12 protein-coding genes are annotated in these 14,676 nt (G+C 65.4%); 4 read left to right on the plus strand and 8 right to left on the minus strand.

The annotated features are described in order from the left end of the window. Positions 1-68: 68 nt before the first annotated feature. The 5 genes from BDOA9_RS03420 to BDOA9_RS03440 all read right to left on the minus strand — a co-directional run bounded on the left by BDOA9_RS03420 (position 69) and on the right by BDOA9_RS03440 (position 4,049). The gene (locus BDOA9_RS03420) at positions 69-386 is read right to left on the minus strand and encodes an HPr family phosphocarrier protein (protein WP_025032552.1); all 318 of its coding nucleotides are present in this window, start codon (positions 384-386) and stop codon (positions 69-71) included. Further along, positions 383-784 (minus strand): PTS sugar transporter subunit IIA, encoded by a 402-nt coding sequence (locus BDOA9_RS03425; RefSeq protein ID WP_007597752.1) that lies wholly within the window; start codon positions 782-784, stop codon positions 383-385. Before BDOA9_RS03425 ends, BDOA9_RS03420 begins: the two co-directional genes overlap by 4 nt. Positions 785-917: 133 nt before the next feature. Next, a complete protein-coding gene (locus BDOA9_RS03430; RefSeq protein WP_025032553.1) occupies positions 918-1,442 on the minus strand; it encodes an HPr kinase/phosphorylase in 525 nt (174 codons plus the stop codon). Then, positions 1,439-3,235 carry a sensor histidine kinase gene (locus BDOA9_RS03435; protein WP_025032554.1) on the minus strand — a complete coding sequence of 599 codons (1,797 nt, stop codon included), beginning with the start codon at positions 3,233-3,235 and terminating at the stop codon, positions 1,439-1,441. Before BDOA9_RS03435 ends, BDOA9_RS03430 begins: the two co-directional genes overlap by 4 nt. A 112-nt stretch (positions 3,236-3,347) precedes the next feature. Continuing rightward, positions 3,348-4,049, minus strand: a complete 702-nt coding sequence (locus tag BDOA9_RS03440; RefSeq protein ID WP_025032555.1) for a response regulator transcription factor — start codon at positions 4,047-4,049, stop codon at positions 3,348-3,350. Positions 4,050-4,290: 241 nt separating this feature from the next. Here BDOA9_RS03440 and BDOA9_RS03445 point away from each other — a divergent pair, with 241 nt between their 5' ends. The 3 genes from BDOA9_RS03445 (at position 4,291) to BDOA9_RS03455 (ending at position 9,590) form a co-directional block, all read left to right on the plus strand. Next, the gene (locus tag BDOA9_RS03445) at positions 4,291-5,040 is read left to right on the plus strand and encodes a HugZ family pyridoxamine 5'-phosphate oxidase (RefSeq protein WP_025032556.1); all 750 of its coding nucleotides are present in this window, start codon (positions 4,291-4,293) and stop codon (positions 5,038-5,040) included. Positions 5,041-5,103: 63 nt separating this feature from the next. After that, the gene (locus BDOA9_RS03450) at positions 5,104-7,692 is read left to right on the plus strand and encodes a CHAT domain-containing protein (protein WP_025032557.1); all 2,589 of its coding nucleotides are present in this window, start codon (positions 5,104-5,106) and stop codon (positions 7,690-7,692) included. Between the two features lie 281 nt (positions 7,693-7,973). Continuing rightward, on the plus strand, positions 7,974-9,590 hold the full coding sequence (locus BDOA9_RS03455) for a phosphoenolpyruvate carboxykinase (protein ID WP_025032558.1): 1,617 nt from the start codon (positions 7,974-7,976) through the stop codon (positions 9,588-9,590). 168 nt (positions 9,591-9,758) lie between these two features. On the opposite strand, the gene BDOA9_RS03460 is transcribed toward BDOA9_RS03455, so the two are convergent. Further along, on the minus strand, positions 9,759-10,574 hold the full coding sequence (locus BDOA9_RS03460; RefSeq protein WP_025032559.1) for an acyl-CoA thioesterase: 816 nt from the start codon (positions 10,572-10,574) through the stop codon (positions 9,759-9,761). Between the two features lie 231 nt (positions 10,575-10,805). Continuing rightward, on the minus strand, positions 10,806-13,322 hold the full coding sequence (locus BDOA9_RS03465) for a glycogen/starch/alpha-glucan phosphorylase (protein ID WP_025032560.1): 2,517 nt from the start codon (positions 13,320-13,322) through the stop codon (positions 10,806-10,808). 203 nt (positions 13,323-13,525) lie between these two features. Here BDOA9_RS03465 and BDOA9_RS03470 point away from each other — a divergent pair, with 203 nt between their 5' ends. Next, positions 13,526-13,759, plus strand: coding sequence for a hypothetical protein (locus BDOA9_RS03470; RefSeq protein ID WP_025032561.1), 234 nt, complete (start codon positions 13,526-13,528; stop codon positions 13,757-13,759). Between the two features lie 6 nt (positions 13,760-13,765). Here the strand turns inward: BDOA9_RS03470 and BDOA9_RS03475 are convergent, their stop codons facing one another. Continuing rightward, entirely contained in the window at positions 13,766-14,629 is an 864-nt protein-coding gene (locus BDOA9_RS03475) for a LysR family transcriptional regulator (RefSeq protein WP_025032562.1), read from the minus strand. Positions 14,630-14,676: the final 47 nt, after the last annotated feature.

Here is a 14,676-nt window from a genome sequence, read left to right on the forward strand (position 1 = left end):
GCAGCATCGAACCCGGAATCTCGAGATTCCGAGTCTGGTGCTAACGCACCATCCCGGAATGACGACAGTTAAACCCCTTCCTCGTTGAACTTGCTCTCGACGAGCTCCGTGATCGCCGCGAGCGCCGCCTCGGCGTCGGTCCCTGCCGCCGCCACCGTGATCGTCGTGCCGGGACCCGCAGCGAGCATCATCAGGCCCATGATCGAGGTGCCGCCGACGGTCTCGCCGCCGCGCGTCACCCACACCTGCGCGTCGAAGCGCTCGACCGCCTGGACGAATTTCGCCGAGGCGCGCGCATGCAGGCCGCGCTTGTTGATGATCAGGAGATCCTTGGAGATCGCGCCCGCGGGCACGCCCGTCCCGGCTTGTGGCGCCTCCTCGCTCATTTGCCGGCGAGGACGCGGCTGGCGATGGTGACGTATTTGCGGCCGGCTTCCTGCGCCATCGCGATCGCGTCGGGCAGCGGTCGCTCCTCCCGCACCTTGGCGAGCTTCACCAGCATGGGCAGGTTGATGCCCGCGAGCACCTCGACCTTGGGCCGGCTCATGCAGGATATTGCGAGGTTCGAGGGCGTGCCGCCGAACATGTCGGTGAGGATGGCAACGCCGTCGCCGGAATCGACGCGGTTGACCGCCTCGATGATGTCGCTTCGGCAGAGATCGGAATCATCCTCGGCGCCGATCGTGATCGCTTCGATTTGCTTTTGTGGACCCATGACATGCTCAAGCGCCGCCTTGAATTCGTCGGCAAGGCGCCCGTGGGTCACAAGTACTAGACCAATCATCGGAAAACTCCTCGCGGGCGCTTTTGGTGCACCGCACGAACGCGCCACTTTGACCATCCAGAGCCCCCGCGCAAGAGGGGATGTTGCGTATCTCCCTGAATCTATACGGATGGATGAGGGGAGCTGCGCCGGTCTATTCGGTCGCGATAGTGGGGTTCATATGGTTACCATTTCCCTTCAAACAATCGCCTGAAGGGTTAACGGAAGATGAACTCTTGGTAGTGGTCAAGGCCGCAACAACCAGAGGAAGGGGCGAATAGTCGCGGGCAACGGGAATTCGCGGTATTTCGACACCGAAAAGGCTGGTTTTCAGGGCTTCGGCCGGCGGCAGGCGCTCTGCGTCCGCGGCGGCCAGATCGACCACGAGACCGACGGTCGCATGCTCCACGAAGTCGCAGCGGCGGATTCCAAGGCCCCGGATCTCGATCAGGCCCGCCAGGCGAGGCGCGGGGCGGACCTCAATTTCATGGCCGAGTGTCGCCAGATGGACACGGTCATCACCGACCAGTACGGCCCTGTCCACGACGCCCGAGCGTCCGGCCATGATCAGATCGAAGGCAAGCCGCGACTTGCCGGACCCGGAGGGCCCGCGGATCAGCACGGCGAGAGTCCCGACCTTGACGGCGGAGGCGTGTACGCTGGTCCCGCCTTCGTTCATAGCGCCGGCAGCCTCACCACGAAGCGCGCGCCGGCAATCGTCGGAGAACCGTCGGCATCCGGCGGGCCGGGACGGTTCTCCGCCCAGATCCGCCCGCCATGGGCGTCGACGATCTGCTTCGAGATCGACAGGCCGAGACCGGAGTTCTGGCCAAAGCCCTGATGCGGACGGTCGGTGTAGAAGCGCTCGAAGATGCGCTCCAGCGCGTCGTCGCGAATGCCGGGGCCGTCGTCGTCGACCACGATCTCGATCTCGGAGCGGACGCGCCGGCAGGTGAGGCGCACCTTGCTGCCGGGTTCGGAGAAGGATTGCGCGTTGGAGAGCAGGTTGGAGACGACCTGTCCGAGCCGGGAATCGTGGCCGCTCACGGCGAAGGTGTCGGTCGAGCCGCGGCCCTCGAAGCGCGTCTCGACCGCGACGTCGTGGCCGAGCTTGGTTTCGTTTGCGACGGACACCAGCGTGGTCAGCAGGCGGCGCAAATCGACCGGGATCGCGTCCTGGCGCTGCAGTTCGGCATCGAGGCGGCTGGCGTCGGAGATGTCCGAGATCAGCCGGTCGAGCCGCTTGACGTCGTGCTCGATCACCTCGAGCAGGCGCGCCCGGCTGGTCTCGTTGCGCGCCAGCGGCAGCGTCTCGACCGCCGAGCGCAGCGAGGTCAGCGGGTTCTTCAATTCATGGGCGACGTCGGCGGCGAACATCTCGATCGCCTCGATGCGGCTGTAGAGCGCGCTGGTCATGTCGCGCAGCGCGCCGGAGAGGTGGCCGATCTCGTCGCGGCGGCGGGTGAAATCGGGGATCTCGATGCGGGCCTTGATGCGGCGGCGGACGCGCTCGGCGCTGTCGGCGAGCCGGCGCACCGGGCCGGCGATCGTGCTCGCCAGCAACAGCGACAGCATGATCATGACGGCGGCGGCGACGCCGCCGACCTTCAGGATGGCGAGGCGCTCGGCGGTGACCATCTGGTCGATGTCGTCGCCCTGCGTCGACAGCATCAAGGCGCCGTGGATCGCGCGCGAGCGCAGCACGGGGACCGCGACCGAGACGATCACCTCGCCGCGGGCATTGACCCGAACCATCGAGCGCTTCTGGCCCTGCAGGGCGTCACCCACCTCGGCATAGCCATTGCCGTTCTCGGGCCCGAGCTCGCGATAGAGCGGCAGGTCGCCGCGGTTCAGCCAGGTGCGCACCGCGACCTTGCCGCGCTCGATGATGCCGGGTTGCTCGGCCGGCGGCGGCAGCGGAAAGCGGAGCACGTTTTCGAGGTTGCGGCTGTCGAGCAGCAGGCTGCCGTTCGGATCGTAGATGCGGGCGCGCGTCTTGGTCGGCGAGATCAGGGTGCGCAGCACCGGCGCGACGCGCTCCGGATTGATCGGGAAGTCCAGCGGCGAATACTCGTCCGAGCCGCCATAGGTCTCGCCCGGCTTGAGGTCGAGCAGCCGGTCGGGATCGATGGTGATGGCGTTGGTCTGCACGGTGGCAGAGGCCGCGATCGCGCCGGCGATGATCTCGGCCTGGACCAGGAGGCTCTGGGCGCGCGCGTCGATCAGGCCGGCGCGGAATTGCGACAGGTACAGGATGCTCGCCACCAGCGCGACGAGGCCGGCGAGGTTGAGCGAGACGATGCGGCGGGTCAGGCTCGAGAAGGACAGCGCGAAGAAGAACTGCCCGGCGCGTTTCAGCCAGTTCAGCGGCCGGAAGCCTTGCGGCTTGTCGTCGGCAACGTGCTCCTGAACGCCGTCGGATGCGAGATCCCCGGCGCTCTGGTTAGGGTCAGGCTGCGTTCGGTCAAGCAATGCTTACGCCCGCGTTAGGACGGCCCGTGCGAAGGTCCCCGCATCCTAGAGCGATCCTCGTTGCGATGGAACGAGAACCGGAGATGCCCTCGATCGCGTCGGAGGATGCGCCTCAGGCTTCCTTGAAACGGTAGCCGACGCCGTAGAGCGTCTCGATCATCTCGAACTCGTTGTCGACCACCTTGAACTTCTTGCGCAGCCGCTTGATGTGGCTGTCGATGGTGCGGTCATCGACATAGACCTGGTCGTCGTAGGCGGCGTCCATCAGCGCGTTGCGGCTCTTCACCACGCCGGGCCGGGTCGCGAGCGCCTGCAGGATCAGGAATTCGGTCACGGTGAGCGTCACCGGCTCGTTCTTCCAGGTGCAGGTATGGCGCTCGGGGTCCATGCGCAGCAGGCCGCGGTCGAGCGCCTTGGCATCGTTCTCCTTCGGCACGACGGTCGGGTCCTTCGGCGCCGAGCGGCGCAGCACCGCCTTGACGCGCTCGACCAGCAGACGCTGCGAGAACGGTTTGCGGATGAAGTCGTCGGCGCCCATCTTGAGGCCGAACAACTCGTCGATCTCCTCGTCCTTGGAGGTGAGGAAGATCACCGGCAGGTCGGACTTTTGCCTCAGACGGCGCAGCGTCTCCATGCCGTCCATGCGCGGCATCTTGATGTCGAGGATGGCGAGATCGGGCTGGGTGGTGCGGAAACCGTCGAGCGCGGAGGCGCCGTCGGTGTAGGTCATGATACGGTAGCCTTCGGCTTCCAGCGCGATCGAGACGGATGTGAGAATGTTGCGGTCGTCGTCGACCAAAGCGATTGTGGGCATGAGCCTCTCTGCTTTCTGCTTTCCGTTTGGGTCGTGGCTTGAAACGGCGAGCAATCAGTGATGCGCCGCATACATGGGTGCCGAAGTGGCGTTCGAACCTTGTCACCGAGCAATGCAAGCTGGGCTGAAGTGTGACCAAGTTCCACGAAACACGGCAGATTCGCCGTATCTCGACCCATAACCGGGCCCTCGTTTACCCGAAAAAAGGCCCTCCATGCAACCACCTGAGCCGAGAAAGCCGATGCAACCGCCCCCCGATTTCGACCCCGCCAAGCTCGCCAAATCGCTGCTGAGGCGGTCCCGGCAAGGGGCTCTGGCCACCCTGATGGCCGGCAGCGGCGATCCCTATTGTTCCCTGGTCAATCTCGCCAGCCATCCCGACGGCTCGCCGATCCTGCTGATCTCGGGCCTCGCCGTGCATACCAAGAACATCCTCGCTGACAGCCGGGTCTCGCTGATGCTGGACGAGCGCGTGGCCGGCGATCCCCTGGAAGGCGCCCGGATCATGCTGTCCGGCCGGGCCGAGGAGGCCGATTCCGACAAGGATCTGCTCCAGCGACGGTATCTCAGTGCCTATCCCTCCGCAGAGGGCTTTGTTTCCTTTAAGGATTTCTCCTTCTTCCGGGTCCGGCCCACGGGAACCCATCTGGTCGCCGGCTTCGGCCGGATCGTCGACCTCAAGCCCGAGCAGTTCCTGACCGACCTCACCGGCGCCGAGGATCTCTTGGCGGCGGAGGCGAGCGCCGTCGAGCACATGAACGCCGACCATCGCGAGGCCCTGAATCTCTACGCAACGAAGCTGCTCGGGGCCGCCGCGGGCGACTGGCGCTGCACCGGCTGTGACCCTGAAGGCCTCGACATGCAGGACGGCCAGGCCGCGCTGCGGCTGGACTTCCCGGAGCGGGTGACGGACGGCACGGGCTTGCGCAAGATGCTGGTCCGCCTCGCTGGCGAAGCGCGCACGAAGGTGGACCGGGGCGCAATCGCTTGAACGCCGCTACCGATCACCGCGACCCATGACCGTAATGGTTTTCAGGCTTGCAGCGAGAGGGTCATGACGCGTCAACGTTTGGCATGGACGGCGGGTCTGGCGCTCGCCATCACCACCTTGCTGGCCGCGCCAGCTTTTGCGCAGAAAGGTCTCGCCGCGGAGAGCGCGCGGCTGAACGCGCTCATCGGTGCCGGAAAATATTCGGAAGCGCTGCCGTTCGCGCAGGCGATGGTCGCCAACCTGGAGAAGGACAACGGCCGCGATCTTTCGGCCGCGTTGAACAATCTCGGCCAGGTCCATGCCGGTCAGGGGCGGGACGATCTGGCTGAGCCGCTCTACAAGCGCGCGATCGCACTGATGGAAAAATCGCTCGGCTCCGACAACGCCCTGGTTGCGGCCGAGCTGACCAATCTTGCCGCGCTGTATCAGCGGCAGGGTCGCTTCGCCGAGGCCGAGCCGCTGTTCAAGCGTGCACTTGCCGTGCGCGAGAAGGCGCTGCCGCGCGAGCATCCCGACGTCGGTCAATCCCTCAACAATATTGCCACGCTCTACGCCAAGCAGCAGCGTCCGGCCGAAGCCGAGCCGCTGTTCCGGCGTGCGCTCGCGATCTATCAGAAAGCCGCCGGACCCGAGCATCCCGCGGTCGCCACGGTTTTGAACAACATCGGACAGGTCGAGCGCGACCTCGATCACGATGCCGATGCCGAAGCGCCGATCAAGCGCTCGCTCGCGATCCGCGAAAAGGTGCTGGGGCCGGAACATCCAGACGTCGCGCGCTCGCTCAACAATCTCGCCGGACTCTATCAGCACCAGCAGCGTTCTGCCGATGCCGAGCCGCTGTATCGTCGCGCGCTGGCGATCCGCGAGCGTGCGCTCGGGCCCGATCACCCTGATGTCGCGACCTCGACGAGCAATCTCGCCGGTTTCCTGCAGGCGACCGGGCGGACGGCGGACGCCTTGCCGCTCGCGCAGAAGACGCTCGCGGCCAACCGTGCACAGCTCCATGTCGTGCTGCCGATCCTGTTCGCGGCACGGGAGCAATCGCTGCTGGCGAGCGAAAAGGCGCTCGACGATGCGCTCGGTGCGATCCAGCGCGGCACGCAATCCTCTGCCGCCTCCGCCGTGAACAAGCTCGCGGTGCGGCTCGCCGCCGGCAGCGACCGGCTCGCCGAGCTCGTCCGCAAGGATCAGGATCTCGCGGCCGAGTCCGAAGCGCTCGACAAGGCAATCATCGCTGCGGTGTCGAAGCCGCCGGCCCAGCGTGACGTCGCAGCCGAGCAGCGCAGCCGCGCGCGGATCGCGGCGATCGCGAGCGCGCGCAACGGATTGCAGAAGACGCTCGCCGTCGAGTTTCCCGACTATTCCTCGCTCTCCAACCCGCTGCCGCTGACCGTGAAGGACATCCAGCCGCTGCTGGCGTCCGACGAGGCGATGGTAATCTATTCCGTCGTCGACAGGCGGAGCTATGTCGTCGCGATCACGCGCGAGAGCGTCGACTGGAAGGAGATTCCGCTCGGAGCGGACGCGGTCGCACAGAAGGTCACCGCCTTCCGCAGGGGGCTCGATGTCGGCAAGGCGCGCGATGCATCCGGCAAATCGGGATTGTTCGACCTCGCCCTCGCCAACGAGCTCTATGTCGCGCTGCTCGGCCCGGTCGAGGCGCTGACGAAGGACAAGCGCAACTTGCTGGTCGTGCCGTCGGCGGCGCTGACCGCATTGCCGTTTCATCTCTTGGTCACGGAGAAGCCGCAGACTGCGATCCCGGACCGGCTCGAGGGCTATCGCAGTGCGGCCTGGCTGCTGCGGCGCCAGGCTGTTTCGGTGCTGCCGTCGGTGATCAGCCTGAAATCGCTGCGCGCTTTCGCCCGCAGGGATCATAGCATCAAGCCGATGACCGGTTTCGGCGATCCCGTGTTCAACCCTGCAGCCGAAGGACCTGCCGACCGGCGCGCCGCGAGCGGCAAGGTCGCCGCACGCAGCATCGCGACGATCGCCTATGCCGACTTCTGGCGCGGCGCAGGCGTGGATCGTGCGCGCTTGGCGCAGGCCCTGCCGCAACTGCCCGATACGGCCGATGAATTGAACGCGGTGGCGAGGGACGTCGGCGCTGCCGAGGCCGATATCCATCTCGGCCGCGACGCCAGCGAAACGACGCTCAAGCGTGCAGCGCTTGCCCAATACGGCATCATCTACTTTGCCACCCACGGCCTCGTTGCCGGCGACGTCAAGGGATTGGGGGAGCCGTCGCTCGCACTCTCCATCCCCGATCAGCCGACGGAGCTCGACGATGGTCTTCTCACCGCGAGCGAAGTGGCCCAGCTCAAGCTCAATGCCGATTGGGTTGTGCTGTCCGCCTGCAACACCATCGCTGGCGACAAGCCCGGCGCCGAAGCGTTGTCGGGATTGGCGCGCTCGTTCTTCTACGCAGGCGCCCGCGCGCTCCTGGTCTCGCATTGGGCGGTGGATTCGGAGGCTGCGACCCGCTTGACCACATCGACGTTCGAGCTGCTCAAGAACGAACCGAACCTCGGTCGTGCCGAAGCCTTGCGCCGCGCGATGTTAACCTATCTCGATGACGCCTCGTCGCCACGTAACGCTTATCCTGCGATGTGGGGGCCGTTCGCGCTGATCGGCGAGGGTGAGGCAAGATAGGTCGTCGGCGATTGTGCATCGCAATAACCTGACGTAACGCGCAAACGCGCATTTGGTTGCGCGATCATCCGCACTTTCTTGATGCGGCCATTCAGAGCTGACATGCGCGACGTTTGGCGCGGTCTTTGAATAAGCCAAATCCTGCGGGATCAGCTTGGCAACGCCAGCGTTCATCAGTATTAGGTCGTTCAGCCGAGGCCGAATGGCCCGATCATCACGGTGACCGCGACGGCGCCAAACTTGGCCGCGCTTGATGTCGCGGGTTCTAGGAGGATTTTTTCGTGCAAGAGACGGGCGTGCGCAACGGTGCCTTCGGCGCCGACAAATTCGGCTTAAGGAATCTCAAGCAGGTTCACTGGAACCTCGGTGCGCCGCAACTCTATCAATATTCGCTGGCAGCGGGCGAGGCGGTGCTGTCCGCCGATGGCGCACTCTGCGCCGACACCGGCGAGTTCACCGGGCGCAGCCCGAAGGACAAGTTCACGGTGCGCGACGCCACCACCGACAAGAAGATGTGGTGGGCCGGCAACCAGTCGATCACCGCGGAGCAGTTCGAGACGCTCTATCAGGATTTCCTCAAGCACGCCGAAGGCAAGAAGCTGTTCGCGCAGGACCTCTATGGCGGCGCAGACCCGGCCTACCGGATCAAGACGCGCGTCTTCACCGAGCTTGCCTGGCACTCGCTGTTCATCCGCACGCTGCTGATCCGCCCCGAGGCGATCGAGCTGTCGACCTTCGTGCCGGAGCTCACCATCATCGACATGCCGAGCTTCCGCGCCGATCCCAAACGCCATGGCTGCCGCTCGGAGAACGTCGTCGCGATCGATTTCGCCCGCAAGATCGTCCTGATCGGCGGGTCTTATTATGCCGGCGAGATGAAGAAATCGGTCTTCACCACGCTGAACTATTACCTGCCCGAGCGCGGCGTGATGCCGATGCATTGCTCGGCCAATGTCGGCGCCAAGGGCGACACCGCGATCTTCTTCGGCCTGTCGGGCACCGGCAAGACGACGCTGTCGGCCGACCCCAACCGCACGCTGATCGGCGACGACGAGCACGGCTGGGGCCCGAACGGCGTCTTCAATTTCGAAGGCGGCTGCTATGCCAAGTGCATCAAGCTGTCGAAGGAAGCCGAGCCCGAGATCTATGCGGCCTCGACCCGCTTCGGCGCGGTGCTCGAGAACTGCGTGCTCGACGAGGACACGCGCGCGGTCGATTTCGACGACGGCTCCAAGACCGAGAACACGCGTTCGGCCTACCCGCTCGACTTCATCCCGAACGCTTCGCGCACCGGCCGTGCGCCGCAGCCGAAGAACGTGGTGATGCTGGCTGCCGACGCCTTCGGCGTGCTGCCGCCGATCGCCAAGCTCTCGCCGGCGCAGGCGATGTATCACTTCCTGTCCGGCTACACCGCCAAGGTCGCCGGCACCGAGCGCGGCCTCGGCAACGAGCCGCAACCGGAATTCTCGACCTGCTTCGGCTCGCCCTTCCTGCCGCTCGATCCCTCGGTCTACGGCAACATGCTTCGCGACCTCATCGCCCAGCACAATGTCGATTGCTGGCTGGTCAACACGGGATGGACCGGCGGCAAGTACGGCGTCGGCTCGCGCATGCCGATCAAGGTGACCCGCGCCCTGCTCACCGCCGCGCTCGACGGCTCGCTTCGCAACGTCGAATTCCGCACCGACAAGTATTTCGGCTTCGCGGTCCCGACCGCGCTGCCGGGCGTGCCCAGCGAGATCCTCAACCCGGTCAACACCTGGAAGGACAAGGACGAGTTCGACAAGACCGCCCGCGCGCTGGTCGGCATGTTCCAGAAGAATTTTGCCAAGTTCGAAGCCCAGGTCGACGCCGAAGTGCGCGCGGCAGCTCCGGATGTGAAGCTGGCGGCGGAGTAAGATTGCAGCATCTGAGATACGAGAGGGCGGCCGCGAGGCCGCCCTTTTTGTTTGTCGCACGATCTCTCCACTCGTCATTGCGAGCGCAGCGAAGCAATCCAGACCGCCTCTGCGGAGGGTTTCTGGATTGCTTCGTCGCTACGCTCCTCGCAATGACGGGGAAGCAGCTCACGCCTTGAAATACGCGATCTGCGTCGTGGTCGCGAGCAGCCGGCCGTTCGGCGACCACAGCTCGGCGTTCTGGTCGGCGTAGCTCTTGTGCATGATCTTCGAATCGGCCGTCGCGAGCACGCGCGTGATATCTTCAGCCGCGAGCTCCTCGGCATCGGTGTGGAAATAGGTCGTCAGCGACACCGTGCCGAACGGCACCAGCTCGCGGCGGGCGTGGAAGATGCGGCCGAAGAAGGCGTCCGACATCGACATCAGCGACAGCATGTCGAGCTTGCGCGGCGCGCGGTCGCTGATCCAGATCTTCGAATAGGTGCTGGCGAGCTCGGCCTGCGGCGGGCCCATCCGCATCTCGCCCTCGACGAAGCGGAATTCGTACTGGTTGGCCCAGGATGCCGAGATCTTCGGGAATGGCAGCGTCTGCTCGAACGGCTTCGCATCCGGGTACTGCGCCACCCGGTGCTCCCAGGACGGTCGCCGCTCGGCGAACACGGCAGTGGCGAGCGTTGCGACCTCGCCGCCGCCCTGGCTGAGCTCGACGCTCCAGTGCTGGCTGGACCGGTTGGCCTTGACCAGCCGCACGTCGAGATCGAACGGCCCCTTGGCGATCGGCGCGCAGTAATTGACGGTGAGCGCGAGCGGATCGCCGGCGGCTTGCGGATGCTCGATCAGCGCCCGCAGGATGGTCGCGGCGGTGGCGCCGCCGAACGGTCCGACAAAGGCCCAGTAATCGTCGCTGGTGTGTCCCTGCCAGCTGCTGTCACCGGCAGTGACGCGCGTGGCCTCGTCGAACGGGTGCGGGAGCTTGGCGTGCATTGTTGGTCCTCGATTCCTCCACAGCCGTCATTGCGAGGAGCTCTTGCGACGAAGCAATCCAGATCGTTCCGCAGTGACAGTCTGGATTGCTTCGCTGCGCTCGCAATGACGGTGGTGAGGTGGCGGCATCGGTTCACCGACCCCGCCTGGGGATGATGATGATCATATCATCATCCGCTTGCCGAGATGCAATAACCTCGCAGGTAACGCCGCTTCCACGCTGCGGAAAAATCAGCCCGCGGCGTCGCGCAGGTTCGGCAGCAGCGGCGTCGTCGGGTTGACCGGCACGTTCCAGATCTCCTCGGCATATTCGCGGATGGTGCGGTCCGAGGAGAACCAGGCCATGCGCGCGACATTGAGGATGGAGGCGCGCGTCCAGGCCGGCGCCACCTGCCAGCGCGCATCAACCGCGCGCTGCGCCTCGTAATAGGAATCGAAATCGGCGCTGACCATGTAATGGTCGAGATAACGCAGCGCATGCGCGATGGATTCGAAGCGGCCGGGATCGCCGGGCGAGAACTCGCCGGCGCCGATCGCGTTGATGGCGCGCTGAAGCTTCGGCGACCTGCGGATCACGTCGGAGGCATCCAGCCCCTGCTTGCGGCGGATCATCACGTCTCCGGCCTCCATGCCGAAGATCGCGATGTTCTCCGCGCCGACATGGTCGCGGATCTCGATATTGGCGCCGTCCAGCGTGCCGATGGTGATGGCGCCGTTCAGCGCCAGTTTCATGTTGCCGGTGCCGGAGGCCTCCATGCCGGCGGTGGAGATCTGCTCGGACAGGTCGGCGGCGGGAATGATCACCTCGGCGAGGCTGACATTGTAGTCGGGCAGGAACACGACCTTGAGCTTGCCGCCGATCGCCGGATCGTTGTTGACGATCTCGGCGACGTCGTTGATCAGCTTGATGATCAGCTTGGCGTAGCGATAGCTCGCCGCCGCCTTGCCGGCGAAGATCTTCACCCGCGGCACCCAATTGCCGTTGGGCTCGTCCTTGATCGTCTGGTACAGCGCGACCGTCTCGATGACGTTGAGCAGCTGGCGCTTGTACTCGTGGATGCGCTTGATCTGCACGTCGAACAATGCGCCCGGGTCGACCCTGATGCCGAGCCGTTCGCCGATCAGGCGGGCGAGCTGGGCCTTGTTGTGGTGCTTGACGCTGCGGAATTTCTTCTGGAACTCGACGTCGCTGGCGCGCGCCTCGATCAGCGAGAGCTGGGTCGGATCGTCGAGCACGGCATCGCCGCAGGTCTCGCGCAACAAATCGGTCAGCTTCGGGTTCGCCAGCATCAGCCAGCGGCGGAAGGTGATGCCGTTGGTCTTGTTGGTGATGCGGCCGGGATAGAGATGGTTGAGGTCGTGGAACACGGTCTCGCGCATCAGGTCCGAATGCATCGCCGAGACGCCGTTGATGCGGTGCGAGCCGACGAAGGCGAGCTGGCCCATGCGCACGCGGCGGCCGCTCTTCTCGTCGATCAGCGAGACCGAGGCGCGGAAATCGATATCGCCGGGGCAGCGGGCCTCAGCGAGCGCCAGATGCTGCACATTAATGCGGTAGATGATCTCGAGATGCCGCGGCAACAGGCGCTCGAACAGCTCGACCGGCCAGGTCTCCAGCGCCTCCGGCAGCAGCGTGTGGTTGGTGTAGGAGAGCGTGGCGACCGTGATCTTCCAGGCCTCGTCCCAGCGGAAATTGTGGAGGTCGACGAGGATGCGCATCAACTCCGTGACGGCAAGGCTCGGATGGGTGTCGTTGAGCTGCACCGCGACCTTGCCCGCGAGGCTGCGCAATTGCCCATCGGACGACAGATGCCGCTTCACCAGGTCCTGGAGCGAGGCGGAAACGAAGAAATATTCCTGGCGCAGCCGCAGCTCGCGGCCCGCCGGACTTTCGTCGTTCGGATAGAGGAACTTGCAGATCGCCTCCGCGCGGGCCTGCTCGGCGCTGGCGCTGACATAATCGCCCTTGTTGAAGGCATCCAACTTGAGCGGATCGGGCGAGCGCGCCGACCACAGCCGCAGCGCGTTGACGTGTTGGCCACGCCAGCCGACGATCGGCGTGTCATAGGCGATCGCCTGCACCGTCTCGGCAGGATGCCAGATCGCGCGGTCGCGGCCCTTGTCGTCGACATGCTCGACGCCGCCGCCGAAATTGACGTCGTAGATCACCTCGGGCCGCTGCAATTCCCAGGGATTGCCGAAGCTCAGCCATTCGTCGGGATATTCCTGCTGCCAGCCCTGATTGATGATCTGGCGGAACAAGCCGAAATCGTAGCGGATGCCGTAGCCGATCGCGGGGATCGCCAGCGTCGCCATGCTCTCCATGAAGCAAGCGGCGAGCCGGCCGAGGCCGCCATTGCCGAGCGCCGCATCCGGCTCGCATTTGCGCAGCTCCGGCAGCGAGACCCCGAGATCGCCGAGCGCGACCTCGAAGATCTGCAGCAGGCCCATGTTGTTGAGCGCGTCGGTGAAGAGGCGGCCGATCAAGAATTCGAGCGACAGATAATAGACGCGCTTGCGGCCTGCGTCGTAGCTGTGCTTCTCGGCCATGAGCCAGCGATGCACGATGCGGTCGCGCAGCGTGAGCGCCGCGGCCTGATACCAATCGTGCCTGGTCGCCATGCCAGCGTCCTTGCCGATGGCAAGGCGCAGCTTTGCCAGGATGGCGCCCTTGATCTCGGCCAGCGCGAGTTCGTCGATGGGCTGCCCGGGGGCCGGAAAATTGGGCTGGAACGATGAATCCTGCAAGGCCGTCACTTCCTAGGTCGAAACTCTCACACCAATCTACGCGTCCTGCCCTTGCACCGGAACTGTCGCCCGGCGGCCGTGCACTGCGCTGGCGCAAAATTATGCAAGGAACGGGCCGAGTTGGGAACCCGGAGGAGCACGGAGAAACCCAGATTCGGTGCTAGATTACGAAAGATTCAGCCATCAGTGTGGAGGAGAGGACCGTGAGACTGCTGATCGAAATCGCCGCTGCGGCCCTGCTCGTCGTCTGCATCAGCGCCACCAGCGCGGCGTTTGCCACCGGCAAACCCGGTCGCAGCGCCGACGGCCTCAGTTGCGGCTTCGCGGTGCCGCAGAATGCGTCGCCCGCGGCCCGCTGCGCTGCGATCAAGCGCCAATGTGGCGGCAAGTTCTACGCAAGCGCGTGCGGTGACAAGCTGATGTCCGCGGCCAAGTGAGCACCTTCAAGCCGCCTTGCTCTGCACCGCATCGCAAAACTCCGCGAGACGATCCGCGAGCCGCAGCGTTGCCGGGCTCGCATCCGGCGCCGCCATCAGCGCCACCTCGGTCTTGTTGATCGGTGCAAAGCCGTCCTTTGCCGTCAGCACGCGGTGATCGGACTGGATCGCCATCTCCGACAGGATGCTCAAGCCCATGCCGGCGGCGACTGCGGCCTGGATGCCGGCGAGGCTCGATGAGGTGTAGGCGGTGTGCCAGGCGCGGCCCGCGCTTTCCAGCGCGTGGATGGCGCCGGCGCGATAGACGCAGCCGAGCGGAAAGCCGATCAGCGGCACCGAGGGGACGTCGACATCGACCGGATGGCTCTTGCTGGTCACCCAGTGCACCCGCTCCGGCCACACCGCGATCGCGTCCTTCGCCCCGGCCTCGCGTTTGTAGAGCGCAAGGTCGAGTTCGCCGCGTTCGAGATCGCGGGCGAGATGCTTGCTCTGGTCGGCGCGCACGTCGAGCCGCAACCCCGGATGCGAGCGCGAGAACGCGCCCAGCAGTCTTGCCAAGCGGTAGGCCGCAAAGTCCTCGGGGATGCCAAGCCGGATCGCACCTTCGCCGCCCGGCTGCCGCAGCACGTCGCGCGCTTCTTCCGCGAGCGAGAGCAGCCGCCGCGCATAGGACAACAACCGCTCGCCGGCCTCGGTCGGGCGCACGTCCTTGCCGTCGCGGTACAGCAGCACCTGGCCGACATCCTCCTCCAGCCGCTTGATCTGCTGGCTCACGGTCGATTGCGTGCGATGGACGCGCGCGCCGGCGCGGGTGAAGCCGCCGGCCTCGACCACCGAGACGAAGCTGCGCAGCAACTCGAGATCGAGCACGGCCCCTCTCCATTCGAAAATCCACTCATCGGCAGTTAATCATTTAA

Source organism: Bradyrhizobium sp. DOA9, assembly GCF_000617845.2.
In the GTDB taxonomy this organism is placed as follows: domain Bacteria; phylum Pseudomonadota; class Alphaproteobacteria; order Rhizobiales; family Xanthobacteraceae; genus Bradyrhizobium.